This is a genomic window from Streptomyces sp. APSN-46.1, assembly GCF_022815725.1.
In the GTDB taxonomy this organism is placed as follows: domain Bacteria; phylum Actinomycetota; class Actinomycetes; order Streptomycetales; family Streptomycetaceae; genus Streptomyces.
The window spans coordinates 665,714-690,782 of sequence record NZ_JALGRF010000002.1; the positions used below are offsets into that span (position 1 = coordinate 665,714).

The following is a 25,069-nucleotide window of genomic DNA, read 5'->3' on the forward strand; positions in this document are numbered from 1 at the left end:
CCGGGCCGGCTGCCCGGTGTGACGTACCCTGCGGCCCCATGGACGAACGTGGGAAGAAGATCGCCGTAGTCACCGGGGCAGGCTCCGGAATCGGGCGCTCCGTAGCCCTGACCCTGGCCGCCGCGGGCTGGGCGGTGGCCGTGGCCGGCCGCCGGACGGAGCCGCTGGAGGAGACCGCCGAGGCGGCCGGCGACGGCGCGGACCTGCTGTGCGTACGGGCGGACGTGAGCGATCCGCAGGACGTGGCCGCGCTCTTCGGGGCGGTGCGGGAGCGGTACGGGCGGCTCGACCTGCTCTTCAACAACGCGGGCACCTTCGGTCCGGCGGGAGTCCCGCTGGAGGACATCACGTACGAGGCGTGGCGCTCGGTCGTGGACGTCAACCTGACCGGGGCATTCCTCTGCGCCCAGGCGGCCTTCCGGGTGATGAAGGCGCAGGATCCGCAGGGCGGCCGCATCATCAACAACGGTTCGATCTCGGCGCACGTGCCGCGCCCGCACTCGATCGCCTACACGGCGACCAAGCACGCGATGACGGGCCTGACGAAGTCGCTGTCGCTGGACGGGCGGCCGTACCGGATCGCGTGCGGGCAGATCGACATCGGCAACGCGGCGACCGAGATGACCGAGCAGATGCGGACCGGCATCCTCCAGGCCAACGGACAGCTGGCGGTGGAGCCGGTGATGGACGCGGCCGACGTGGCGCGGATGGTGCTGCACATGGCGGAGCTGCCGCTGGAGGCGAACGTGCAGTTCGCGACGGTGATGGCGACGGCGATGCCGTACATCGGGCGGGGCTAGGCGCGGGCCGGGTGCGGGCTGGGCGGGCGGGCTGGGCGCAGGCTGGGCGGGCGCCCGGGCCGGCCGGGAATGCCGGGAGGCGTGGTCAAGTTGAGGCGATCATGACGACTGAGGTACTGCGATACACCGCCTTCTCCGACGACCCGGAGGGCGGCAACCCCGCCGGGGTCGTGCTCGACGCGAGCGGGTTGGACGAGGCCGCCATGCTCGGGATCGCCGCCGAGCTGGGCTACAGCGAGACGGCGTTCCTGACCGCGCCGCCGGAAGGCCTGGCGGGGGAGTCGGGACGGGCCTTCACCGTGCGGTACTTCAGCCCGCAGGCCGAGGTCCCGTTCTGCGGGCACGCCACCGTGGCCGCCGCCGTGGCGCTGGCCGAGCGGATCGGTCCGGGCGAGCTGCTCTTCGAGACCCGGGCGGGGACGGTGCCGGTATCGGTCGAGACGGCCGGCGGTTCGCCGCGGGCCACGCTGACCAGCGTGGAGCCGCACGTCGAGGAGGTCTCCCCGCAGGACCTCGCCGAGGCGCTGGCCGCGCTGGACTGGCCGGCGGCCGACCTGGACCCGGCGATCCAGCCCCGGATCGCCTATGCCGGAGCCCGCCACCTGATCATCGGCGCCGGCACCCGGGCCCGGCTCGCGGACCTCGCGTACGACTTCACCCGGCTGGAGGCGCTGATGCGGCGCCTGGACCTGACCACCGTCCAGCTGGTGTACCGGGAGGGCCCGGCGCTCTTCCACGTACGGGACCCCTTCCCGGTCGGCGGCGTCGTCGAGGACCCCGCCACCGGGGCCGCCGCGGCCGCCTTCGGGGCGTACGCCCGGGAGGCCGGCCTGGTCCCGGCGGACGCGGTGCTCACCCTCCACCAGGGCGAGGACATGGGCCGCCCCGGGATCCTGACCGTGGAACTCCGGCCCGGAGACCCCCGAGTCCGCGTAGCCGGCGCGGGCACGAGCATCGCATGACCCCGAGCCCGGCGCCGAGGAGCGGCGCGGCCGGGGAAGGGCGGCTCCGGTGAGGGTTGTGGGATACGCCGAGGCCGAGCTGCCGGCGGCGCTCGCCGAGCAGGTCGCGGCGTTGGAGGCTGAGGCCTGGCCCGGTGCCAGCCCGGGGCACGACCCGGCGCTCAGCCCGCGGGCCTTGCTGCTCCTGGACGGGGACGGCGCGGTGGCCGCCTCGCTGGCGCTGCTGTTCAAAGACATCCGGCACCAGGGGCGCACGTACCGCGCGGCCGGGCTCAGTGCGGTCGTGACCCGGACCGCGTCGCGGGGCCGGGGGTGCGGGGCGCGGCTCGTCGCGGCCGCGCGCCGCGAGCTGGCCGCCGTACCGGGGCTGGACCTGGTGCTGTTCAGCTGCGACCGGCCGCTGGCGCCGTTCTACGAGAGCGCCGGCTTCACCCGGCTGCCGGGGGCCGTGCTCGTGGGCGGGACGCCCGAGGAACCGCTGTCCACGGACGAGCCCGGGTTCGACAAGGAGGTCCTGGCGGACTTCCTCGGCCAGGCCGTCGAGCCCGGCGCGGCGGCCTTCGCGGGGACGCGGATCGCGCTGTATTCGGGGCTCATCGACCGCCTGTGGTGACGGGCGCGTCCGTACCACCGGATACGCCGACGGGGCCCGGATCGCGAAGATCCGGGCCCCGTCGGCGTAACCGAAAGAGACGGCCTACGCCTGGTTCTCCGCCTCCACGGCGACACCGGCCGGGGCGGCCGTCGGGGCCGGCGCGCGCCCCGTCAGCCGCGGGCCGAAGAAGAGGAACAGCGTGGGGATCAGGTAGGCCGCCCACACCGCGACCTGGAGCCAGGTCGGATCCGGCTGGAAGTTGAACGTCCCCTTCAGCAGGGTTCCGTACCAGCTGTCCGGCGGAATCGTGGAGCTGATGTCGAACGCCCTGGACCCCAGCCCGGGCACGAAGTCCGCCTCCTGGAGGTCGTGGACCCCGTACGCGAGCACGCCCGCCGCGACCACGACCAGCATGCCACCGGTCCACTTGAAGAACTCGGCCAGGTTGATCTTCAACGCGCCGCGGTAGAACAGCCAGCCCAGCAGGACCGACGAGGCGATGCCCAGCAGCACACCCGTCAGCGGTCCCGCCCCGTCACCGGCCGCCTTCACCGAGCGCCACACGAACAGCGAGGTCTCCAACCCCTCCCGGCCGACGGCCAGGAACGCGGTGGTGACCAGCGCGCCCGTGCCCATCGCGAGCGCCGCGTCCAGCTTCCCGTGCAGTTCGGCCTTCAGATGCCGCGCCGTGCGCTTCATCCAGAAGACCATCCAGGTCACCAGGCCCACGGCGATGATCGACAGCGAGCCGCCGATCGCCTCCTGCGCCTGGAACGTGAGCTCCTGCGTGCCGAATTCGAGCGCCGCGCCGAAGCCCAGGCTCACCGCCGCCGCCAGGCCCACACCGACCCACAGCGGGGCCAGCTTGTCCTTGTGCCCGGTCTTGACCAGGTACGCGACGAGGATGCAGACGACGAGGCTGGCCTCCAGTCCCTCTCGCAGACCGATCAGATAGTTGCTGAACACGTGGTTCCCCTTGTCCCCTTGTCCCTTGTCCGCTGCTACGAGTGCTACGAGTGCTACGAGAACAGCGCCCGGCCCCACCAGTCGTCCTTGTCGCGGACGCCCGGCGGGACGGCGAAGACGGCCGAACCCACGTGCTGGATGTATTCGTTGAGTACGTCGGACTTCGCCAGGCTGCGCTGGATCGGCACGAAGCCCTTGCGGACGTCACGCTGGTAGGCGAGGAAGAACAGGCCCGCGTCGAGCCGCCCCAGTCCGTCCGTACCGTCCGTGAAGGAGTAGCCGCGGCGCAGGATCGTGGCGCCGTCGTTGGTGTCCGGGTGCGCGAGGCGGACGTGCGCCTCCGGCTTCATCGCCTTCAGGAACGGCTCGTCGCGCTCCTTGGACTTGCCGACCGGCGCGCCCTCGGCCTTGTCCCGGCCGAAGATGTCCTCCTGCTCCTGGAGCGGAGTGCGGTCCCAGATCTCGATGTTCATGCGGATCCGGCGGGCGACCAGGTACGAGCCGTCCACCAGCCACGACGAGGCGCCCGGGGCGTCCTTGGCGGACACCCACACGTGCTTCTCCAGGGCGGCGGTGTCGGTGCCCGAGATGTTCCGGGTGCCGTCCTTGAAGCCCATCATGTTGCGCGGGGTCTGTTCCTCGGGGGTGGTCGAGGAGGTCTTGCCGAAGCCCAGCTGCGACCAGCGCACCGCCGTCTTGCCGAAGCCGATCCGGGCGAGCTGGCGGATCGCGTGCACCGCGACCTGCGGGTCGTCCGCGCAGGCCTGCACACAGATGTCGCCGCCGCTGCGCGCCGCGTCCAGGTTGTCGCCGGGGAACAGCTCCAGGTCGATCAGGGCCTCGGGGCGCTTGTCCTCCAGGCCGAACCGGCCCTTGGCGAAGAGCGAGGCGCCGAAGCCGATGGTCAGCGTGAGCCGGCTGGGCTTGAGGCCGAGGGCCTCGCCGGTGTCGTCCGGCGGGGCCTCGGGGAGGCCGCCGACTGCGCCCTCGCCGACCGGGAGGCCGGCGGTCATCCGCTCGGCCGCCCGGGTCCACTCCTTGAGGAGCTGGACGAGTTCGGCGCGGTCCTTCGTCTTCACGTCGAACGCCGCGAAGTGCAGCCGGTCCTGGACGGCGCTGGCGATACCGGCCTGGTACTTGCCGTGGAACGGCACCGCGGCGCCGGTCAGCGCGGCCGGAACGGCGTCGTGGGTACTGGTGAGCGCGGCGACGGTGCCGCCCGCCGCGGCGGCGCCGAGCGCGAGCCCGGCACCACCCCAGCCGAGCACGGACCGGCGGGACGGCGCGCCGGAGCCGGCCTCGCCGCCGCCGACGGCGTCGGCGTCATCGGCGGCGGCGGCGGTCGTGCCGCTGGTTTCCTCAGGCATGGCGGACACCCTGTTCCCCCCCTGTTACGTGTTACTTGACGACGGCTTACTTGACGACGGCGGCGGCGAGCTTGGACAGCGGCTCCCCGAGGGCGCTCACGGCGTCGGAGAGCTCCTTGCGCTGTTCCTGGCCGACCGACTCGTACGACTGGAACTCGTAGCCGGACTTGTCGGCGCGGTACTTGTCGAGCAGCGCGTCCATCGCCGCGAACTGCTTGTCCAGCTCGGTGGCCAGAGTCGGGTCGTTCTTCGCGGCGACCGGCTTGAGCAGCTCGTACGCCTTCTGCGCGCCCTCGACGTTGGCCTTGAAGTCGACCAGGTCGGTGTGGCTGTAGCGCTCTTCCTCACCGGTGACCTTGCCGCTGGCCACCTCGTCGAGGAGCTCCTTGGCGCCGTTCGCCATCGAGGTGGGGGTGATCTCCGCCTGGCCGACCTTCTTCTGCCAGTCGGTGAGGTCGGCCATCAGGGTGTCGGCGAGCTTCTTCTCCTCGTCGCCGATCTTGTTGTCGGCCCACAGGGCCTTCTCCAGGCGGTGCCAGCCGGTCCAGTCCTTCGCCGGGTCCTGGCCGGCCTCAAGGCCGTCCTCGCGGACGTCCACCTTCGGGTCGATGTCACCGAAGGACTCGGCGACCGGCTCGGTGCGCTCCCAGCCGATGCGGGAGGGGGCGTACGCCTTCTTGGCGGCCTCGACGTCGCCGGCCTTGACCGCGTCCACGAAGGCCTGCGCCTTGGGGAGGGTCTCCTCGGCCTGCGCGTTCACGTACTGGCGGTAGGCGGCGACCGCGGCGTCCAGCTCGGGGCTGCGCTTCTCGGTGGCGCCCTGGCCGCTGGCCTTGACCTGCTGCTTGATGCCGTCGCCCTTCATGCCGGGCTTGCAGGCGATCTCGTAGTCGCCCGCCTTGATCTCGGCGGTGATGGAGGCCTTGGTGCCGGGGCCGATGTTCTCGCGCTCGGTGACGATGCGGCCGTCCGGGAACAGGACGTAGACCTCGGTGACCTTGGAGCCCTTGTTCTCGACCTCGATCGTCGCCTTGCCCGCCGGGAACTCCTTCTTGGAGACCTCGCACGCGGTGTCCGTGGCGGTCACGTGGATCGCGCCGTCGCCGCCGGCGGAGTCGCCCTTCTCGGCGCACCCGGTGACGGCGGTGAGCGCGGCCGCCACGGCAGCCGCGGTGAGGACGGAAAGTCGGGCGGGGCGCATAGGGGCTCCTGGGCTTCGGACGGAGGGCCGTCCCGGTGGGGAGAGGCCGGTGAGGCGGACCTAACTTAACCGAGGCTTACCTGACCTATACCCACCCGTCCAGTGATTTGGCGCACACCCGTGGGCGGCGGACACGACGCCGTCACGGAGCCCCCATGGCGACCTCTCGGCACGGTCAAGAGAGGGTCAAACCCCGGTGACTCCTCCGTGCGCGCCCGGACCGGCACCACCAGCGGTGCGCCCGTCCGGGGGTGCGCGAGCACCTCCACCGGCTGCCGGTACACCCGGCTCAGCAGCCCGTCCTCGAACACCTCGGCCGGCGGGCCGTCCGCCGCGATCCGTCCGTCGTGCAGGACGGCGGCCCGGTCCGCGTACGCGGCCGCGAGACCCAGGTCGTGGAGGACGACGACCACCGCGTCCCCGGCCGCCGCCCGCTCCCGGCAGATACGCAGGACGAGTTCCTGGTGACGCAGGTCGAGCGCGGCGGTGGGCTCGTCGAGCAGCAGCAGCGGGGCCCCCTGGGCGAGGACCCGGGCCAGTGCGACTCGGGCCCGCTCGCCGCCGGAGAGCGCGGAGAACGGGCGGCCGGAGAAGCCTGTCACCTCGGTCGCGGCCATCGCGGCGGCAACCGCCGCCTCGTCGGAACCGGCGAGCGGGGTGCCCGCCCAGGGCGCGCGGCCCATCCGTACGACCTCCTCCACGGGAAAGGGGAACGACAGCGCGGCCGACTGCGGAAGCACCGAACGGCGCAGGGCGAGATCGGGGGCCGGCCAGTCGCCGACCGGGCGCCCGTCGATCCGTACGACCCCGGAGGCCGCCGGAAGATCCGCCGCGAGCGCGGCCAGCAGGGTGGACTTGCCCGCGCCGTTCGGCCCGACCAGGGCCAGCACCTCGCCCGCCCGGGCGGTCAGTTCGACCCCGGCCAGGACCTCGCGCCCGCCGAGCCGTACGTGGAGATCCGCGGCCTGCGCGAAGGGCGCGCCGGGGGCGGGGCGGGCCGGGACCGTCCGCTTGTGCCGCCTGAACAGGACGCTCACGCCCAGCCTCCTTGTTTGCGGCGGGTCCGGCGCAGCAGCCAGAAGAAGAAGGGACTGCCGATCAGGGCGGTCAGCACCCCCAGCGGCAGCTCGGCCGGCCGGGCGATCGTCCGGGCGGCCAGATCGCCCGCGAGCAGGACGAGAGCGCCGGCGAGGGCGCTGCCGGGCACCAGGAAGCGGTGCCCGGGGCCGTTGGCCATCCGCAGCAGGTGCGGGACGAGCAGCCCGACGAAGGTGATCACCCCGGCCACGGCGACGGCGGCGGCGGTGAGCAGCGCGACGACGAGGATCAGGGCGAGCCGCAGCCGCTCGACGTCGATTCCGAGATGGCGGGCGGGGCGCTCGCCCAGGGACAGGAGGTCGAGCCGGCGGGCGTGGAAGGGCGCGACCAGCAGCCCCGCGAGGGCGCAGGGCAGGACGGCGAGGACCTTGGGCCACGTGGCCTGGGCGAGGGAGCCGAGCTGCCAGAAGGTGATCTGGTTGACCTGGCCGCTGTCCGCGAAGAACACGAACAGGCCGATCAGGGCGCCGGCGAAGGCGTTCACGGCGATGCCGGTGAGGATGAGGGTGACGACCTCCGTCCTGCCGCCGCTGCGGGAGAGGAGGTAGACGGACCCGACCGTGACCAGGCCGGAGACGAACGCGCAGGCGGTGACGGTCCAGTTGCCGAGGAAGCCGAGGCCGAACGCGATGGCGGCGACGGCGCCGACGGCCGCGCCCGCCGAGATGCCGATGACTCCCGGCTCGGCGAGTGGATTTCCGAACACCCCCTGCATCAGGGCGCCCGCGCAGCCGAGGCTCGCCCCGACGAGCAGCGCGAGCACCACGCGCGGCAGCCGTACGTTCCACAGCACGCTCTCCCCGACCCGGTCGAGGGCGGCCCCGCCGAGGCCCATGCGGTGCTGGACGGAGGCGAGTACGTCCCCTGCGGGGATGGTGTACGCGCCCACCCCGGCGGAGGCCAGGGCGAGGACGGCCAGGGCGGCGACGAGACCGACGGTGAGCGGCAGGGCGGTACGCCGCCTCGCCTCGGGGCTGCGTACCGAGGCGGGCGGGGCGGCTGGGGTGTCCGGGGCGGCCGGGGCGGTGCGGTCGGGCTCGTAGGAGAGGGGCACGTCAGCCCTTGCCGTAGAGCTGGGTGATCAGGGAGGCCAGCACCTGGTCCGTGCGCGGGCCGTAGTTGAGGAGGACGCCGTCGTCCACCGTGACCACCCGGCGGTCCATGCCGGCCGGGGTCTGGGCCACGCCCGGGATCTTCACCAGGCCGCTCACGCCGCCGACGGAGTCCAGGCCCTTGGACATGACGAGGAGGGCGTCGGGCGCGGCGGCGGCCAGGGCCTCGCTGGTGATCGGTGTGAAGTCCTTGCCGAGCCCGGACTCCGTGCCGGTGTCGACGGCGCCCGCCGCTTCGAGCAGCGAGGCCGCGCCCGAGTCGGAGCCGCCCATCAGGTACACGGAGGCGGTGCCGCGCAGGTAGAGGAAGGCCACCCGGGGCTTCTTCGCTGCGGCGGCGGCGGCCGGAATGCCCTTGCGGGCGGCGGCGATCCGCTCGGCCGTGCGCTGGTTCAGCCGCGTCCCGGCGTCCTCGACGCCCAGCGCTCCGGCGACGGCGTCGATCCGCTTCGGTACGTCGTCCAGCGACTTGGCGGGGGCCACGATCAGCAGCGGTATGCCCGCGTCGCGGATCTGCCGGATCGCCTCGGCGGGACCGGAGGTGGTCTCGGCGAGCACGAGCGTCGGGCGGAGCGACAACACGCTCTCGGCGGACACCTCGTGTCCCCGCGTCACCACCGGTAGCGGCGCGGCCTGTTCGAAGGTGGCGGTGATGTCGCGGGCGACGACCCGCGGGCCGAGGCCGAGGGTGTGGACGATCTCGTTCAGGCTGCCGGTGAGCGGGACGACGCGATCGGCGGACGTGACGGTCACCGTGGCGCCGTCCGCCGAGGGCACGGTCACCGGCAGGGCGGGCCGGGGCGCCGGGGAGAGCGGTTCCACCCGGTCCGGGACAGCCGCGCCGGCCGGGGCGGCGCGGGCGGGGGGCTCCGGGGCGGTGGTGGCCGCGCCTCCGCAGCCCGTCACGGCCAGCGCCAGCGCGAGCGCCGACACGGCGACGGCGAGACGGGGAAAACGGTGGGGCGCGGCGGGTGTGGGCACGAGGGCACCGTCCTGATCGTCCGGCTGAAATCGCGGGGTTCCGGCGGGGGTTAGCTTAGGTTAGCCTAACCTCACTTCGCCAGCCCTCGGAGGGGACAGCCATGGCCGCAAGACCCGCCCGCGCGTTCGCAGTCGCCCTGTGGGCAGCTCTGTTGGCGGCCCAGCTGGGGGTCCTGGTCCCGGCCACCGCCGCCCATGCGGCGAGCCGGCCCGTCCAGGGCGGCCGGCTCGACTGGGGCATCAAGTCGTCCTTCCAGAGTTATGTCACCGGCCCGGTCGCGAAAGGCGGTTTCAAGCTGAAAGGCGGGGCCGCCACGGTCGGCGGCAGCCTGTTCCGCTTCCACTCGGCCACCGGCTCCTACGATCCCGACTCCGGCGCCTTCGAGGCCTCCTTCACCGGCGGAGTCCAGTTCCAGGGCCACCAGAAGCCCGACGGCGCGTACGAGCTGGACCTCAGCGTCAGCCGGCCCACCGTCAGGATCAACGGCGGCAGCGGCACCCTGTACGTGGACGTGTCCAGCAGGGCCAAGGACACCGGGGCGGTCAGCACCCGCTCCCAGGTGCCGTTCGCCTCGCTCGGCCTCGGCGGCATCGATATGAAGGGCGGCGGCAGCCCGCTCGTCCTGACCGGCATCCCGCTCACCCTCACCGACCAGGGGGCCGAGGCCTTCGCCGGGTACTACACCGCCGGCGCGCGGCTCGACCCGATCTCGCTGTCCGCCGACGTCACTTCCGCCCCGGCCGGGTCGCCGAGCGCGCTCCCGAGCGAAGCGCCCGGGACCGGGAGCGGGACCGGAACCGGCACCGGCGCCGGCACCGGCACCGGTACCCCGCAGGGCGCACGGCCCCCGGGGGCCTTCGCCGACGCCGCCGTCGACTGGGGTGTACGGCGCACCTTCCGCGAGTACGTCACCGGGTCCATCGGCCGGGGCAAGTGGACCCTCTCCGAAGGCGCCCAGGACGGCGGCGCGCTGTTCCGCTTCGGCCAGGGCAGGGGCGCGTACGACGGCGAGAAGGGCACCCTGGACGCCGCCTTCGCCGGGGCCGTCCACTTCACCGGAGCCCACCTGGACCTGAAGCTCGCCAGGATGACCGTCAAGGTCCAGGAGGGCAAGGGGGTGCTGAGCGCCGACGTCACCACGGGCGGCGAGACGAGGAACGCCGTCCCGCTCGTCGAGTTCGACGCCGAGGGCCTGAGGACGGAAGGCGGACTCGCCACCCTCACCGAGGCCCCGGCCACTCTCACCGAGGGCGGCTCCCAGGCCTTCAACTCCATGTACAGAGCCGGCACCGAGATGGACCCCGTCTCGCTCGCCGTCGCCCTGGACCCCGGCGCACGGCTCCCGGCCCTGCCGGACCTGGGCTCCACGGCCTCGCCGGCGCCGTCGTCGTCGTCCGCCGCGCCGCGCCCGGCCCAGGAGGCGGGGGAGGGGCCATCGGACACCGGGACGCGTCCCGGCCTCGCCGTGGCCGCGCTCGCCGTGGCCGCGCTCGTCCTGGCCGGCGGCGCCGCGTTCCTGCTGGTCCGCAGGCGCCGTACGGCCGCCCGGGCCGCAGCGGCGGCCGAACCCACCGATGCACAGCAGCACTGACACCTCCTCCCTTTACTCCCTTCCGCTCTCACCCCTCCGGAGTCCTCAGCCATGTCGTCCCACCGCCGCCAGACCGCCGCCGCGGCCGCCGTCGCCGCCACCGCGCTCGGCCTCACCGCCTTCGTCGTGCCCGCGACGGCGGTGGGTTCCGGCGCGTCCGCCGCCGTCGTGGCCGCCGCACCGATACCGATCGTGAACGGCACTCTCGACTGGGGTGTGCTGGAGAGCTACCGCACCTATGTCGAGAAGATCGCCAAGGGCACGATCACCACCACGGACGGCGCCACGAGGAACGCGGACGGAACCTTCCGCTTCACTTCGGCCACCGGCGGCTATGACAAGGACGGCGGCCACGTCGTGACCGCCGCCTTCACCGGCAGCGTGGTCTTCGACGCGCCCGCGCACGGCTTCACGGTGAAGCTGGGCCACGTCCGCATCGATACGGGTACGAAGAAACTGACCGCCGACATCACCAAGAACGGCGTCCTCACCAAGGACGTCCCCCTGGCCGGCGTGGCCTTCGCCGGCCCGGCGATGACCAAGCTGGCCACCACGCTCACCAAGGAGGCCGCCGAGCAGCTCGGCGCCCCCCACTACGCGGGCAAGGAGGGCGACCCGCTGACGGCCGTGCTGGAGTTCGCGAAGCCCGGCCCCACCCCGTCCGCGTCCGTGTCCCCGTCCACGCCCGCCTCCACGCCCGCGTCCACCCTCCCGACGCCGTCGAAGACCACCGGCTCCCCGGCGGCCGAAGGCCCGCGGCCGATCCAGAGCGGCCGGCTGACCTGGGGCGTCAAGGAATCCTTCCGCAGGTACGTCCAGGGCGCCGGCGGCACCGTGACCCCGGCGGGCGGGGCGGCCGGGAGCGGCGACACCTTCTCCTTCTCCTTCGCCACCGGCAAGGGCGAACTCGACGTCAAGAAGCAGAAGCTGAACGCCGCCTTCCAGGGCAATCTGCGCTTCCAGTACGCCGCCCACGGCATCGACATGACCTTCGGCAACATCCGGATCAACGCCGAGGGCGCCAAGGGAACCCTCGTCCTGGACGTGAAGACCGCCGCCGGCACCAAGGCGGACATTCCCTTCGCCACCCTCGACCTGGCGAAGGCCGACTACAAGACCAAAGCCGGCCTGCTCGCCCTCCAGGGCGTCCGGACCGCCCTGACGGCCGAGGGTGCGGCCGCCTTCGCCAATGACACCACCGGCTCCATGTACAAGGCGGGCGACCGGGTCGACGACGTCGATCTCGCCGTGGCCGTGGAGAAGGACGCGGCCCTGCCGACCAACACGCCGACCGCCACGCCGACGACGCGCCCGGCCACCGGAACGACCGGCACCGTGGGCGGCGGCGGCACGGTCGGCGGCGGCAGTGGCGGCTCCGTCGGCGGAAACCTGGCCGCCACCGGCGCCGAACTCCCGGCCGGCGCCCTGCTCGCCACCTCCGGCGCGGTGGTCGCCGCCGGGGCCGGCGCGGTGTACCTCGCGCGCAGGCGGCGCACCGCCGGAAACTGAGCCGTGTTTGAATTTCCCGTGTGAACGATCTCGACGTGATCAAGGTCTTCTGCGCGGGTGACGGCCGGTACGGCAACCTGCTCGGAGTCGTCCGCGACGGCCGGACCTGCCCGGACGACGCCTCCCGGCAGGCGCTCGCCGCCGAACTCGGCTACAGCGAGACGGTGTTCGTCGACGACCCCGAGCGCGGGGTCGTCGACATCCGCACGCCCGGCACGCGGATGACGTTCGCGGGGCACCCGCTCGTCGGCGTCGCGTGGCTGCTGGACATCGAGGAGCTCCAGCCGCCCGCCGGGTCCGTGTGGGCCCGCGACGACGGGGAGTTCACCTGGATCACCGCCCGTCCCGAGTGGGTCGAGGGCAAGCGCACCGAGCAGTACCCGAACGCCGCCGCGGTCGAGGCGCTGCCCGCCCCGCCGCCGGGCGAGGGCTGGCTGTACGCCTGGGCCTGGGAGGACGAGACCGCCGGCCGCGTCCGGGCCCGCGGCTTCCCGCGCCGCGCCGACGGGGTCATCGTCGAGGACGAGGCCACCGGCTCGGCGGCGATCCTGTTGACGGCGCAGCTGAACCGCGCCCTCAACATCACCCAGGGCGCCGGATCGCAGATCCTCACCGCCCCCGGCCCGGACGGCACGGTCGAGATCGGCGGCCGCGTCCGCTTCGCCTCCGTCGGGAACTGAGTACGCGCGCAGGCGCGGTTGAGTACGAACGCCCTGCGCCCGGAGCCCCGCCGGGCGCTGCAATGGAGGCATGAACACGACCGCGCCCTCGGCCGCGACCTCGACCTCGCCCGGCACCTCGTACGCGACCGCCCAGCGGCCCGTCGGCACCCGGCCGTGGCTCCTGGTGCCCGCGCTCGTCACGGCGCTGACGCTGCTGGCCGCCGGCCTGAGCTACTCGGCCTCGTACCTGCCCGAGGCCCCGCTGTGGCTGTCGGTCCCGTACCTGATCCCCCTGGCCCTGGCCGCCGCCACCTGGCGCCGGCCGCGGACGCCGGACCAGCGCGCGAACCGCATCGCCCTGGGCGGCCTCGGGTGCGCCCTCGCCCTCTTCTACGCCAAGGCCGCCGAGGCGGTGCTGTGCGTCGTCGTCATCGCCCTCTGGCTGATCCAGGGCGACTGACGGCCCCCGCGGGGACTACGCGCTCAGCGGGAACTGCTCGCCGAGCTGCTGGAAGACCGCGCCGTTGTACGCGAAGGCGCGCTTGCACTCGTCGATGATGCGCTGCTTCTCCAGGTCGTCGGCGGCGATCGCGTCCAGCAGCTCGCGGTAGGTCCGCTTGAAGGCCGCCGGGTTGGAGATGCCGGCGAAGACGTAGAACCGGACGCCGTCGCCCTTGCGCGCGAAGCCCCAGGTGCGCTCGGCCTTGTCCCGGATGATCTGCCCGCCGGAGAGGTCTCCCAGATACCGGGTGTAGTGGTGGGCGACGTACCCGCCCGGCCAGGTCGCCGCGCATTCGGCCACGCGGGCCGCGTACGCCTCGGTGGCCGGCAGCGCCACCAGCGTCTCGCGCCACCCGGGGCCGCGCAGGTGCGCCAGGTCCCGCTCGATCTCGGCGACGCGCATCAGCTCCGGCTGGATGAAGGGGCCGGCCACCGGGTCGTCCTTGAGGGAGTCGGCCGCGTCCTCCAGCGCCCGGTACACGAACCACAGCTGCTCGGTGTAGCGGGTGTAGGCGTCCACGCCGAGCCTGCCTCCCAGGAGGTCGCTCATGAACGTCGAGGTCTCCGCCTCGGTGTGCTGCTCGTGCGACGCGACGCGGATGGCCGTCGAAAAGGCGTCCAAGGCGTACCTCCGGAGAGTCCGAGGAAGGAAGGACAGGCGTGGCGACACCCGTCGCCAACACCCGATCCTCCTGCTTAGGCTTACCTAAGTCAATGTGTTCCCGACGCCCTGTCGGTAAAAAAATTCTACTCCCCCCGCTACGGCAGGGTCAGGATCTCCGCCCCCGAATCGGTCACCACGAGGGTGTGCTCGAACTGCGCGGTGCGCTTGCGGTCCTTCGTGACCACCGTCCAGCCGTCGTCCCACATGTCGTACTCGTGCGTGCCGAGCGTCAGCATCGGCTCGATGGTGAAGGTCATGCCGGGCTCGATCGTGGTGGTGGCGTGCGGGCTGTCGTAGTGCGGGACGATCAGGCCGGAGTGGAAGGACGAGTTGATGCCGTGGCCGGTGAAGTCCCGGACCACGCCGTAACCGAAGCGCTTCGCGTACGACTCGATGACCCGGCCGATGATGTTGATCTGGCGGCCCGGCTTCACGGCCTTGATGGCCCGGTTCAGGGCCTCGCGGGTGCGCTCCACCAGCAGCCGGGACTCCTCGTCCACCTCGCCGCACAGGTAGGTGGCGTTGTTGTCGCCGTGCACCCCGCCGATGTACGCGGTCACGTCGAGGTTCACGATGTCGCCGTCCCGCAGGACGGTCGAGTCGGGGATGCCGTGGCAGATGACCTCGTTGACCGAGGAACACAGGGACTTCGGGTAGCCCCGGTACCCCAGCGTCGAGGGGTAGGCGCCGTGGTCGCACATGAACGCGTGGGCGACCCGGTCCAGCTCATCGGTGGTCACCCCCGGCGCGATGAGCTTGGCGGCCTCTTCCATCGCCTGGGCGGCGATCCGGCCGGCGATGCGCATGGCCTCGATGGTCTCGGCCGACTGCACCTCCGGTCCGGTGTACGGAGTGGGCGCGGGCTTGCCCACGTACTCGGGCCGGCGGATGTTGCCGGGAACGGGACGGGCGGGAGAGAGCTCCCCTGGTACGAGCAGCGACTGGCCAGACATACAAGCGAGTGTATCCAGGGGGGATGGGGCAGCATGGCGGCAGAGAGCGGTAACGAGAGGAGCCTGAAGACGATGGCCCTGTTCAAGAAGCGCCAGGTGGGCAAGCCGGGCGAGTGGTACTACTGCCTGGTCCACCAGAAGGTCGAGGAAGGTCCGGAGTGCCCGGCCAAGGACCGGTTCGGGCCGTACTCCACCCCCGAGGAGGCGAACCGCGCGATGGAGACCGCGCAGGAGCGGAACCTCGAATGGCAGAACGACCCCAAGTGGAACGACAAGTCCCGCGAGGAGGAGGAAGGGGCGCCGTAACCTTCGTCGGCCGCTCGCCATGACGGCTCCTGCACCATGCAAGGGACATGCGGGGGCCGGTTGCCGTCGCCCGACCGGGGCCATTCGGGTTTCGCGTACTCGGCAGTACGCTCGCCGGCATGACTTCCACAGACAGCACGCAGGCAAAGGCACAGGCACAGGCACAGGCACAGCAGACGCAGAAGCGGCCGGTCAAGGACCCGTGGGAGCTCCCGGACGTCTCCGGCCTCGTCGTCGGCGTCCTCGGCGGCACCGGTGACCAGGGCCGGGGCCTCGCCTACCGGCTCGCCCGGGCCGGCCAGAAGGTGATCATCGGCTCCCGCGCCGCCGACCGCGCGCAGACCGCCGCCGACGAGCTGGGCCTCGGCGTGGAGGGCGCGGACAACGCGGAGTGCGCGCGCCGCAGCGACATCGTGATCATCGCGGTGCCGTGGGAAGGGCACGCCAAGACGCTCGAAGCGCTGCGCGAGGACCTCGCGGGCAAGCTCGTGGTGGACTGCGTCAACCCGCTCGGCTTCGACAAGCAGGGCGCGTACGCCCTCCAGGTCGAGGAGGGCAGCGCGGCCCAGCAGGCCGCGGCCCTGCTCCCGGACTCCCGGGTCACCGCGGCCTTCCACCACCTCTCGGCCGTGCTGCTCCAGGACGAGTCGGTCGAGGAGATCGACACCGATGTGATGGTCCTCGGCGAGGTCCGCGCGGACACCGACATCGTCCAGGCCCTCGCGGCCCGCATCCCGGGCATGCGCGGCGTCTTCGCCGGCCGCCTCCGCAACGCCCACCAGGTCGAAGCCCTCGTCGCGAACCTGATCTCCACGAACCGCCGCTACAAGTCCCACGCGGGCCTCCGCGTCACGGACGTCTGACCCGCCCGCCCGCCCGCCCGACCCACCCGCCCGCGGCCGCCCGCCCCGGCGGCCGCGGACGCGCTCAGCTCCTGCGGGCGGGCCGGCCCTCGACGGCGCCCAGATGCGCCACCACCGCGTGGTGGAAGCGCTCCACGGCCTCGTCGACGCTCCGGATGAAGCCGGACTCCGCGACGCCGCGGGTGTTGCCCAAACCCTTGATCAGAGACAGCCGGAAGCCGGTGAGCGGCGCGCCGTCCTTCGGCAGCAGATCGCCCGGCTCGGGACGCAGCCGCTCCAGGGTGCCGCGCGGCCCGTTGCCGCCGTCGACGAGGGTCTCCACGTGGAGGTCGGCCGGCGCCTCGGCGAGCAGCCGCACCAGGCGCTTCACCGTGGGCAGCGGGTACGAGCCCGTGGGCGCCGGCACCTCGACGGAGGTGCGGACCTTCCCCGTCCGCAGATCGGCGGTGACCGTGACGACCCGGCCGGTGCCGTCGATGCGCACCTCGGCCGTGAGCCTGCCGTCCGCGCACAGTTTCTCGGCCGCCGCGATCCGCCGCGACCGGGGGTCACTGCCGCGCTTGGCCCGCTGCACCGGCAGCACCTGCTGACCCAACTCCCCGCCGAGGCGCAGGCACACCTGGCGGATGAGTTTCTCCCAGCTCCCCAGCACCCTGACGGCGCGGGGGTCGCCGACGACGATGGTCTCGTCCTCGATCCCCTTGCGCACGGGCACCCAGTCGGCACCCATGTTCTGGAATCCGTGACAGCCCGAGTTCTCGTGCTGGAGGTACGCCAGCAGTTCCTGGAGCAGCCAGGCGTGTGCCGGGTTGCCGACCCCTTCGTGCCGGATCAGCATCTGGGCGTGATGGGCCACTTCCGCCCACGACAGGTGGCGGTGGGTCACCTTGTGCTTGCGGCGCCCGTCGGTCTTGACGTCCACTACGGCGGCGCCTTCGAGCTCCACGTCGTTGGAGAGCGTGATCACGCTCTCGTAGCCGCGGCGCGAGGCGATGTCCATGTACTGCTGCACCTGCTCGTCCTTGAGCGGGTTGCCGTTCGTCTTCGTCTCCACGAGCGCCGTCCACAGCTTGCCCGCGCGCTCCACCCGGATCACGCCGTCGGGCCGCCTCGGGGAGTCGCCGTGCGGGAGGGACACCTCGGTGAAGGTCTCCATCCGGCCCGCCGGAGCGCCGAACGCCACGGTGAGGCGGCGGCCGAACTCCGGTACCTGGGCCATGACGGACAGCAGTACGGACGTCGCGCGCACCTCCCGTTCCCGGTCGCTCTTGAGCGAGGGAACGGGGAAGAGCCGCGCCGTCCGCCAGGAGTCGTTCTCGGCGAGGGACTTCTTGGCCACCTTGGGCAGCGTGACCTTCTTCCGGGTCGTCCGCGGGGCGCGCCCCCGGGCCTGGGCGGGCACGCTCGCCGCGGCCGGTTCGGCGGCGGGCGGGGCGACAGGCGCTGCCGTGACGGGTACGACGGCCACGGCCGATGCCTCCGGCTCGTCAGCGGCCCCGGCCCCGGTGCTCTCTCCGTCCTGGGCTGTGTCCCCTCCGAGGCCGGGGCCGCCCTCGTCGGATTCCTCCATGACGGCGATCCCGAAGTCTGTGGCGAGCCCGGCCAGGCCGGTCTCGTACCCCTGCCCCACCGCGCGGAACTTCCACTCCTCGCCTCGCCGGTAGAGCTCTCCGAAGATGAAGGCCGTCTCCACGCTCGCGTCCACGATGGAGAACCCGACGAGCGGTTCCCCGGACCGGTCCGCGACCGTCATCCGCAGGTCGTCGAGTTCCCCGAACGGGGTCCCGCTGTACTGGCTGGCGGCCACCACGATCCGGACGACGTCCTGGGGGACGGCGAGCAGGTCCAGGCTGATGCGGTCCTCGTCGCCGTTGTCGGTCGGCGTCTTGCCCAGCAGCTGCACGCTGCCGTCGTCGGCGGCGAGGTGGTTGTAGTAGTAGAAGTCGTTCTCGCCGCAGACCTTGCCGTACTCGTCCAACAGCAGGACGGAGACATCGGCGTCGCCGGCCCCGGAGGCGCTGCTCCAGCTCAGACTGACGACCACCGAACCGGCGTCCTCGCCCCCCAGGGCGGTGAGGCTGACGTTCGCGCCCTTCGCGATTTCCTGCATGGCTTCCCCCACCCGCCCGGCACCTGCGTCAAGGACGGAGCAGGTCGGGCTTTCGATCCGTCGCGCGGCGTGCACGGCGTGCGCCTGGCACCGTAGCCGTGTTCCGAGGCCAAAGATCGGCACATACTGAAAATCGTCCGGACGTGAATCCAGCGGGCGGCGGGGAGGGGCCGGGCCGCGCCTTTACGGGAGCACTGCGGGGCATGGGGGACACTGGAGGGGCTCGACCCCGTGCCGTGTTTCCGAGGAGCTGTTCCCCATGCCCCGCCTTGCCGTGTTCGCCGTAGTCGTCTGCGCCCTGTCCGTGGCCGCGGCCGTGGTCGCCTTCGTCGAGGGCAGCTTCCTCGGGATCGTGTGGGTGCTGCTGGCCGGTGTCACGTCCAACATGGCCTGGTTCTACGTACGCAAGGCGAAGGCGGACAAGGCGGCGGAGGCAGCGGCCGGCGGCCGTACGGCGGGCTAGACGCGCCCGGCCTATGCGGCCGGGACGGTGCACATGCCGTCGGTGTCCTGCCAGAAGCGGTACAGGTTGTGGCCGCAGTAGGTCTCCAGGTCGCTCACGCCCAGCGCGGACAGTACGCCGTGCACCACGCCGAAGAAGAACTGGTTGATCTCCGGGATCCACAGCAGCGCGAAGAGGGCGATCAGCCCGAACGGCGCCAGCGGCGCCAGCTCGCGGCGCACCCGGTGCGAGAGCCAGGGCTCGATGATCCCGTAGCCGTCCAGGCCCGGCACCGGCAGGAAGTTCAGGATCGCCGCCGAGACCTGGAGCAGGGCGAGGAAGGCGAGCGCGAAGCGGAACGTCAGCGGCACCCCGTCCAGGGCGTTCAGCCAGAACGGGGCGGTGCACACGATCGCGAACGCGACGTTGGCCAGCGGGCCCGCCGCCGAGATGAGGCTGTGCTTCCAGCGCCCCCGGATCCGGTCCCGCTCGATGTAGACGGCGCCGCCGGGCAGGCCCAGGCCGCCCAGGATCACGAATATCACCGGCAGGACGATGCTGAGCAGCGCGTGCGTGTACTTCAGCGGGTTCAGCGTCAGATAGCCCTTGGCGCCGACCGTGAGGTCGCCGCCGTGCAGGGCGGTGCGCGCGTGCGCGTACTCGTGCAGGCAGAGCGAGACGATCCAGGCGGACGTGACGAACAGGAACACCGCGAGGCCGGGGCTGGCCGCGTAGCCCGTCCACACGGCCCAGCCGGTGACCGCCATCACGGCCACTATGCCGAGGAATACGGAACTGATACGCCGCTCGCCGCGGCTGCCCTGGTGACCCATGCGGCGAAACCTATCCCGGGAGCCGGACGGTCCGGGGCCCGGGGCCGGGGAGAATGGACCGGTGCGCTACGCGATTCTCGGCACCACCCAGGCCATCCGCGACGACGGGACCCCCGTCGCCGTCGGCGGAGCACGCCTGCGGGCGCTGCTGACCGCGCTCGCGCTGCGGCCCGGGCGGGCGGTGCCGGTGCGCGCGCTGGTCGCCGAGGTGTGGGACGGGGATCCGCCGGCCGACGCCGTGGCCGCGCTCCAGGCGCTGGTGGCCCGGCTGCGACGGGCCCTCGGCCGCGCGGCCGTGCGTTACGAGGGGAGCGGGTACGCGCTGGCCGCTTCGCGGGAGGACGTGGACCTGTACCGCTTCGAGGCCCTGGTCCGGGCGGCCGCCGCCACGGATTCCGCTTCGGCGGGCGCGCTCTACGACGAGGCCCTCGCCCTCTGGCGCGGGCCGGCCCTGGCGGACCTCCCCGACCGGGCGGCGGAGTCCGCCCGCTGGGAGGCGCTACGACTGGAAGCGCGCCGGGGCCGGCTCGCCGCCGCCCTCGACCTCGGGCAGGCGGAGGCCGCCCTTCCGGAGCTGACCGCCCTGTGCGCCGGACAGCCCCTGGACGAGCCGCTCCAGGCCCTCCGGATCCGGGCCCTGCGCGACGCCGGCCGCCCGGCGGAAGCGCTGGCCGCGTACGAGGGGGTCCGCCGCGACCTGGCCGCCCGCCTGGGCACCAACCCGGGCCCCACCCTCCAATCCCTCCACACCAACCTCCTCACCCCACCCAAGCCCCCACCCGCCCCGAGCCGACTCGGCACGGGCGCCACGGGCACGGGCCCCGGCCTCGGTACGGGCTCTGGCCCCGGCCCCGGCACGGGCTCTGGCCCCGGCCCCAGCACGGGCTCTGGCCCCGGTACGGGCGCCAGCCCCAGCCCCGGCACGGGTCCCGGTCCCGCCAGGTTCCGGGCCGGGTTCGGGTGGGATGGCGCTGCGGTTCACGCGGAGGAGGCTGCCCTCGTACCGCCCGGCCAGGGCACTGGCGGTGGACCCGCCGGGTGGGGTGGTGCTGAGGCCCACGCCGGGGCGGGCGGATCCGTACCGCCCGGGCAGGGGAATCTGCGGGCGCGGCTTACCACCTTTGTCGGGCGCGAGGAGGACATCCGCGTCATCGGCGCCGATCTCGCGCGGGCCCGGCTCGTCACCCTGCTCGGGCCCGGCGGGGCCGGCAAGACACGGCTCTCGCAGGAGGCCGCCGAGGCGCAGGACGCGGGCGGCTGGCCCGACGGGGTGTGGCTCGTCGAGCTGGCACCCGTGGACGACCCCGAGGACGTCGCCGAGGCCGTGCTCGCCGCGCTCGGCGCGCGGGAGACCAAGCTGCGCGCCGCCGCCGCCGAGGAACTGCGGGCGCTCACCGACCGGGGCGGGGACGACCCCCTCGACCGGCTCGTCGACCACTGCGCCCGGCGGGGGCTCCTGCTGCTGCTCGACAACTGCGAGCACGTCATCGGCGCGGCCGCCGAACTCGCCGAGCGCCTCCTGACCCACTGCCCGGGAGTCCGGATCCTGGCCACCAGCCGCGAACCCCTCGGTGTACCGGGGGAGACGCTGCGACCCGTCGAGCCGCTGCCCGACCCCGTCGCGCTGCGGCTCCTCGCCGACCGCGGCGCCTCGGCCCGCCCCGGCTTCACCCCCGACGAGGACCCGGCCGCCTGCGCCGAGATCTGCCGGCGCCTGGACGGACTCCCGCTCGCGATCGAGCTGGCCGCCGCCCGGCTGCGTCTGCTCACCCCGCGCCAGATCGCCGACCGCCTCGACGACCGCTTCCGGCTCCTGACCAGCGGCGCCCGCACCGTCCTGCCCCGCCAGCAGACCCTGCGCGCCGTCGTCGACTGGTCCTGGGACCTGCTCACCGCACCCGAGCGCACCGTCCTGCGCCGTCTGTCCGTCTTCGCCGGCGGCTGCGACCTGGCCGCCGCCGAGACGGTGTGCGGCGACGGGACGGGCCTCGACGTCGCCGACTCGCTCGGCTCCCTCGTCGACAAGTCCCTCGTCGTGGCCGCCCCCGGCCCCGACGGATCCGGCATGCGCTACCGCCTCCTGGAGACCGTCGGGGAGTACGCCGCCGAGCGCCTGGCCGAGGCCGGCCGCGACCGGGAGGACACCGAGCGCCGCCACCTCGTCCACTACCGCGAACTCGCCCGTACCAGCGAGCCGCTGCTCCGCGGGCACGGCCAGCGCGCGGCCACCGACCGGCTCGCCACCGAGTACGAGAACGTCCGTACCGCCCTGCGCCGGGCCGTCGCCGCCCGCGACGTCGACGAAGTGCTGTGCCTCATCCACTCCCTGGGCTGGTACTGGCACATGCACGACCTGCGCGCCGAGTCCCGGCACTGGACCGAGGCCGCCGCGGCGCTCGGCCCGGACCCCTTCGCACCGCCCGTCGTCCCCGCCGAGCCCGTGTACGAGCGGCTCGTCGACACACCCCCGCCCTACTCCGAGGAGCTGCTCGCCGAGGGCTGGCGCGGCATTCATCTCGTCCGGCTCGCCGCCCGCGACCAGACCAACGAGAACTGGAACAGCCCCGAGGTCCGCGCCAGGGTCGACGGCGCCCTCGCCACCTACCGCCCCGGACTCCCGCAGACCTGCCGGACACCCGCCTCCGTCTGGATCTACGCCGTCATGATCGCCGGGGACGCCGGGCTGCTCCAGCTCGTCCTCGACGAAACCGTGGACACCGCCCGCGCGCTCGGCTACCGCTGGGAGCTCGCCTGCGCCCTCCAGCTGCGCGCCAACGTCCTCGCCAACCGCGCCGACTGGGCCGGCGATGCCTCCCGCGACGCCGACGAGAGCCTCGCCCTCTTCCGCGAACTCGGCGACGCCTGGGGCTGCGCCGAGGCGCTCTCCGCCCGCGCCGAGTCCCGGGAGAAGCGCGGCGAATACGGCCTGGCCACCCGGGACTTCCGTGAGGCCATCGCGTACGCCGAACGCCTGGGCGCCAAGGCGCAGGTGACGGTGCTGCGCGTACGGATGGCCGGGACCCTGGCCGAGAACGGCGAGATGGAGGAGGCTGAGGAGATCCTCGCCGCGATCGTCGCCACGGCACACCGGTTCAGCAACGAGGCGATGCCCGCCGCCCGGATGTTCTACGCGGGCATCCTCGGCCGCACCGGCCGGATCCCGCAGGCCCGCGCCCAGATCGACCTGCTGCGCAAGGAGTTCGCCTTCGGCGCGTTCGCCATCTTCGACGGCTTCCTGCTCGGCACACTGGCCTGGCTCGACAACCGGGAGGGCGCGTACGAGGAGGCCCTCGCGCGGCTTCGCCGGGCCACGGGGACAGCCCAGGACCCGCTCGCGCGGATGGTGGCCCCGCAGATGCCGGCGGTCTATCTGCTGACGGCCGCGGTCTCGCTGGCCTCGCTCGGCGGCCCGCGCCGGGTCCGCGACGCCGTGCGGCTGCTCGGCGCCCACCGGGCCCAGCTGCCTCCCGGCCACTTCCCCGTCACCGCGGAACGCGAGGACCACGCCCTGGCCGAGAAGCTGACGCGGGCGGCGCTCGATGACGCCGCGTACGAGGCCGCGTACGCCGAAGGCGGTGGCCTCACCCTGGAGGAGGCCACCGCCCTCATCTGACCCGGCCCCCGTCCGGGGCCCGCACGGGACGCGATCCGCGGCGGACCGGTCGTCCGGATCAGGTCTTCTGGCGGAACTTCCGGACCGCGAGCGGCATCGTGATCGCCGTGATGGCCACCGACCAGCCCAGGGTCAACCACACCGAGTCGCCGACCGGTGTCCCGTTGATCAGGGCGCGCGCCGCGTCGGCCAGGTTGGACAGCGGGTTGTAGTCCGTGAAGGACTGCAGCCAGCCCGGCATCGTGGCGGGCTTGGCGAAGATCGAGCTGCCGAACTGTAGCGGCATCAGGACCAGCATTGCCATGCCCTGGACTGCCTGCGCGGTCTTCATGGTCAGACCGAGCAGGATGAAGATCCACATCAGCGAAGCGCCGAAGACGGCCGACAGACCGATGGCCAGGAACAGGTCCAGCACCGAGGACTTGATCGACAGGCCCAGGATGAAACCGACCGCGAGCAGGATCGCGATGGCGACGAGCATCCGGCCGACCTCGACGACGATCTTCGCGAGGAGCACGGAGGACCGGGCGATGGGCATGGACCGGAAGCGGTCCATCACGCCCTTCTTGAAGTCGTCGTTGACGCCGGTACCGACCGCCATGGAGATGTTCATGCCCATCATCGCCATCAGACCCGGGATCAGGTAGTTGACGTACTCGCCCTGGTTGCCCTTGCCCGCCACGGCGCCGCCGAAGACGAACACGAACAGCAGCGTGAAGATGATCGGCATGAACAGGACGTCGAACATCGACTCGGGGTCCTGCTTGATCTGCAGGGCGTTGCGGCGCACCAGGGCGCCGATGTGCCGCAGGTTGGCCCGCAGGCCGATCCGGCCCTCGCCGGAGGAGACGGCCGCGCCGGCGGCCGGGGCGGCCGGGGCGTCGGCCGGCTTCGTCGTGGTTGCGGTGCTCATGCCGCGACCTCCTCGGTCGTCTCGATGGCGGGCTTCTGGCCGGTGATGGAGAGGAACACCTCGTCGAGGCTGGGCAGGTAGGTGCCGAGGTCGGCGATCGCGTACCCGCGGGCGGCCAGCAGGCCGACGACGGCGGTCAGTTGCTCGTCGCTCAGGATCGGCACCAGCAGCACGCCCTCGTCCGGAACGGCCTGCGAACCGGCCACCCCGTCGAGCCCGGCCTCGGCCAGCGCGCGGGCCATGCCCGGCAGGTCCGAGGAGTCCACGGGGCGGATCCTCAGGGTGCGGCCGCCGACCCGGGCCTTGAGTTCGTCGACCTTGCCCGTGGCGATGACCTTGCCGCGGTCGATGACCGTCAGCTCGCTGGCGAGCTGCTCGGCCTCCTCCATGTACTGGGTGGTGAGCAGGACGGTGGCGCCCTCGGCGACCAGCCGCTGGACCTCGTCCCACACCTCGTTGCGGGTACGGGGGTCCAGGCCGGTGGTCGGCTCGTCCAGGTAGAGCACGGCAGGGTTGCCGATGAGCGAGGCGGCGAGGTCCAGCCGCCGGCGCATGCCGCCGGAGTAGTTCATGGCGGCCTTCTTGGCCGCCTCGGTCAGGGAGAACCGCTCCAGCATCTCGTCCGCCCGGAGGCGGGCGTCCTTGCGGGACAGGTCCAGCAGCCGGCCGATCATGTAGAGGTTCTCCCAGCCGGAGAGCTTCTCGTCGACCGAGGCGTACTGGCCGGTGAGGCCTATGGTGCGGCGCAGCTGCCGGGGCTGGCGCACCACGTCGTATCCGGCGACGACGGCCGTGCCGGCGTCGGGGGTGATCAGGGTGGACAGGCAGCGCACCAGGGTGGTCTTGCCGGCGCCGTTGGGGCCGAGGACCCCGAGGACCGTGCCCTCGCGGACATCGAGGTCCACACCGTCGAGTGCCTTGGTCTCGCCGTAGTGCTTGACCAAGCCCCGCACTTCTACGGCGTTGGGGTTCTTGTCGTTTCGCGTCATGTCCCCCATGGGACCATCCGCCACTGACAAGCGACCG

General features: G+C 72.9%; 23 protein-coding genes. 11 read left to right on the forward strand and 12 right to left on the reverse strand.

The genetic code is table 11. The annotated features are described in order from the left end of the window. Nucleotides 1-38 precede the first annotated feature (38 nt). The 3 genes from MTF65_RS09645 (at nt 39) to MTF65_RS09655 (ending at nt 2,375) form a co-directional block, all read left to right on the forward strand. A complete protein-coding gene (locus MTF65_RS09645; RefSeq protein ID WP_243628073.1) occupies nt 39-800 on the forward strand; it encodes an SDR family oxidoreductase in 762 nt (253 codons plus the stop codon). Nucleotides 801-901: 101 nt separating this feature from the next. Next, on the forward strand, nt 902-1,762 hold the full coding sequence (locus MTF65_RS09650) for a PhzF family phenazine biosynthesis protein (RefSeq protein WP_243628075.1): 861 nt from the start codon (nt 902-904) through the stop codon (nt 1,760-1,762). Between the two features lie 49 nt (nt 1,763-1,811). Next, nucleotides 1,812-2,375 carry a GNAT family N-acetyltransferase gene (locus tag MTF65_RS09655; RefSeq protein ID WP_243628076.1) on the forward strand — a complete coding sequence of 188 codons (564 nt, stop codon included), beginning with the start codon at nt 1,812-1,814 and terminating at the stop codon, nt 2,373-2,375. An 84-nt stretch (nt 2,376-2,459) separates the two neighbouring features. Here MTF65_RS09655 and efeU read toward each other — a convergent pair whose 3' ends face one another. The 6 genes from efeU to MTF65_RS09685 all read right to left on the reverse strand — a co-directional run bounded on the left by efeU (nt 2,460) and on the right by MTF65_RS09685 (nt 9,082). Continuing rightward, complete coding sequence (gene efeU, locus MTF65_RS09660) at nt 2,460-3,323, reverse strand: iron uptake transporter permease EfeU (protein WP_243628078.1); 864 nt, start codon at nt 3,321-3,323, stop codon at nt 2,460-2,462. Between the two features lie 53 nt (nt 3,324-3,376). Beyond that, nucleotides 3,377-4,690 (reverse strand): iron uptake transporter deferrochelatase/peroxidase subunit, encoded by a 1,314-nt coding sequence (gene efeB, locus MTF65_RS09665; RefSeq protein WP_243628080.1) that lies wholly within the window; start codon nt 4,688-4,690, stop codon nt 3,377-3,379. Nucleotides 4,691-4,736: 46 nt separating this feature from the next. Continuing rightward, nucleotides 4,737-5,891: an iron uptake system protein EfeO gene (efeO, locus tag MTF65_RS09670; RefSeq protein ID WP_243628081.1), complete on the reverse strand. Its 1,155-nt coding sequence runs from the start codon at nt 5,889-5,891 to the stop codon at nt 4,737-4,739. 65 nt (nt 5,892-5,956) lie between these two features. After that, entirely contained in the window at nt 5,957-6,934 is a 978-nt protein-coding gene (locus MTF65_RS09675; RefSeq protein WP_374207215.1) for a heme ABC transporter ATP-binding protein, read from the reverse strand. Then, nucleotides 6,925-8,043, reverse strand: a complete 1,119-nt coding sequence (locus MTF65_RS09680) for an iron ABC transporter permease (protein ID WP_243628084.1) — start codon at nt 8,041-8,043, stop codon at nt 6,925-6,927. Before MTF65_RS09680 ends, MTF65_RS09675 begins: the two co-directional genes overlap by 10 nt. Before the next feature lies 1 nt (nt 8,044). Then, on the reverse strand, nt 8,045-9,082 hold the full coding sequence (locus tag MTF65_RS09685; protein WP_243628086.1) for an ABC transporter substrate-binding protein: 1,038 nt from the start codon (nt 9,080-9,082) through the stop codon (nt 8,045-8,047). A 101-nt stretch (nt 9,083-9,183) separates the two neighbouring features. Here MTF65_RS09685 and MTF65_RS09690 point away from each other — a divergent pair, with 101 nt between their 5' ends. The 4 genes from MTF65_RS09690 (at nt 9,184) to MTF65_RS09705 (ending at nt 13,305) form a co-directional block, all read left to right on the forward strand. After that, nucleotides 9,184-10,674 (forward strand): HtaA domain-containing protein, encoded by a 1,491-nt coding sequence (locus MTF65_RS09690; RefSeq protein ID WP_243628087.1) that lies wholly within the window; start codon nt 9,184-9,186, stop codon nt 10,672-10,674. A gap of 51 nt (nt 10,675-10,725) precedes the next feature. Next, complete coding sequence (locus MTF65_RS09695; RefSeq protein ID WP_243628089.1) at nt 10,726-12,183, forward strand: HtaA domain-containing protein; 1,458 nt, start codon at nt 10,726-10,728, stop codon at nt 12,181-12,183. Between the two features lie 20 nt (nt 12,184-12,203). Further along, the gene (locus MTF65_RS09700) at nt 12,204-12,863 is read left to right on the forward strand and encodes a PhzF family phenazine biosynthesis protein (RefSeq protein WP_243628091.1); all 660 of its coding nucleotides are present in this window, start codon (nt 12,204-12,206) and stop codon (nt 12,861-12,863) included. A 70-nt stretch (nt 12,864-12,933) separates the two neighbouring features. Continuing rightward, complete coding sequence (locus MTF65_RS09705; RefSeq protein WP_243628093.1) at nt 12,934-13,305, forward strand: hypothetical protein; 372 nt, start codon at nt 12,934-12,936, stop codon at nt 13,303-13,305. Nucleotides 13,306-13,320: 15 nt separating this feature from the next. Here MTF65_RS09705 and MTF65_RS09710 read toward each other — a convergent pair whose 3' ends face one another. Both MTF65_RS09710 and map read right to left on the reverse strand, forming a co-directional pair. Beyond that, nucleotides 13,321-13,968, reverse strand: coding sequence for a heme oxygenase (biliverdin-producing) (locus MTF65_RS09710; RefSeq protein WP_243628094.1), 648 nt, complete (start codon nt 13,966-13,968; stop codon nt 13,321-13,323). Nucleotides 13,969-14,105: 137 nt separating this feature from the next. After that, entirely contained in the window at nt 14,106-14,963 is an 858-nt protein-coding gene (gene map, locus MTF65_RS09715; RefSeq protein ID WP_243628095.1) for a type I methionyl aminopeptidase, read from the reverse strand. Nucleotides 14,964-15,035: 72 nt separating this feature from the next. Here map and MTF65_RS09720 point away from each other — a divergent pair, with 72 nt between their 5' ends. Both MTF65_RS09720 and npdG read left to right on the forward strand, forming a co-directional pair. After that, nucleotides 15,036-15,269 carry a hypothetical protein gene (locus MTF65_RS09720; RefSeq protein ID WP_243628637.1) on the forward strand — a complete coding sequence of 78 codons (234 nt, stop codon included), beginning with the start codon at nt 15,036-15,038 and terminating at the stop codon, nt 15,267-15,269. 119 nt (nt 15,270-15,388) lie between these two features. Next, nucleotides 15,389-16,132 carry an NADPH-dependent F420 reductase gene (gene npdG, locus MTF65_RS09725; protein ID WP_243628097.1) on the forward strand — a complete coding sequence of 248 codons (744 nt, stop codon included), beginning with the start codon at nt 15,389-15,391 and terminating at the stop codon, nt 16,130-16,132. A 64-nt stretch (nt 16,133-16,196) separates the two neighbouring features. Here the strand turns inward: npdG and MTF65_RS09730 are convergent, their stop codons facing one another. Beyond that, nucleotides 16,197-18,242, reverse strand: a complete 2,046-nt coding sequence (locus MTF65_RS09730; protein ID WP_243628098.1) for a TerD family protein — start codon at nt 18,240-18,242, stop codon at nt 16,197-16,199. 259 nt (nt 18,243-18,501) lie between these two features. Between MTF65_RS09730 and MTF65_RS09735 the strand changes: the two genes are divergently transcribed. After that, nucleotides 18,502-18,705: a hypothetical protein gene (locus MTF65_RS09735; RefSeq protein ID WP_243628099.1), complete on the forward strand. Its 204-nt coding sequence runs from the start codon at nt 18,502-18,504 to the stop codon at nt 18,703-18,705. Nucleotides 18,706-18,716: 11 nt separating this feature from the next. Here the strand turns inward: MTF65_RS09735 and MTF65_RS09740 are convergent, their stop codons facing one another. Next, nucleotides 18,717-19,517: a site-2 protease family protein gene (locus MTF65_RS09740; RefSeq protein ID WP_243628101.1), complete on the reverse strand. Its 801-nt coding sequence runs from the start codon at nt 19,515-19,517 to the stop codon at nt 18,717-18,719. Here MTF65_RS09740 and MTF65_RS09745 point away from each other — a divergent pair. Beyond that, on the forward strand, nt 19,516-23,130 hold the full coding sequence (locus MTF65_RS09745; protein ID WP_243628104.1) for a BTAD domain-containing putative transcriptional regulator: 3,615 nt from the start codon (nt 19,516-19,518) through the stop codon (nt 23,128-23,130). The genes MTF65_RS09740 and MTF65_RS09745 overlap by 2 nt on opposite strands. Nucleotides 23,131-23,188: 58 nt before the next feature. On the opposite strand, the gene MTF65_RS09750 is transcribed toward MTF65_RS09745, so the two are convergent. Both MTF65_RS09750 and MTF65_RS09755 read right to left on the reverse strand, forming a co-directional pair. Next, nucleotides 23,189-24,043 carry an ABC transporter permease gene (locus MTF65_RS09750; protein ID WP_243628117.1) on the reverse strand — a complete coding sequence of 285 codons (855 nt, stop codon included), beginning with the start codon at nt 24,041-24,043 and terminating at the stop codon, nt 23,189-23,191. Further along, the gene (locus MTF65_RS09755; RefSeq protein ID WP_374207190.1) at nt 24,040-25,041 is read right to left on the reverse strand and encodes an ATP-binding cassette domain-containing protein; all 1,002 of its coding nucleotides are present in this window, start codon (nt 25,039-25,041) and stop codon (nt 24,040-24,042) included. Before MTF65_RS09755 ends, MTF65_RS09750 begins: the two co-directional genes overlap by 4 nt. Nucleotides 25,042-25,069 lie beyond the last annotated feature (28 nt).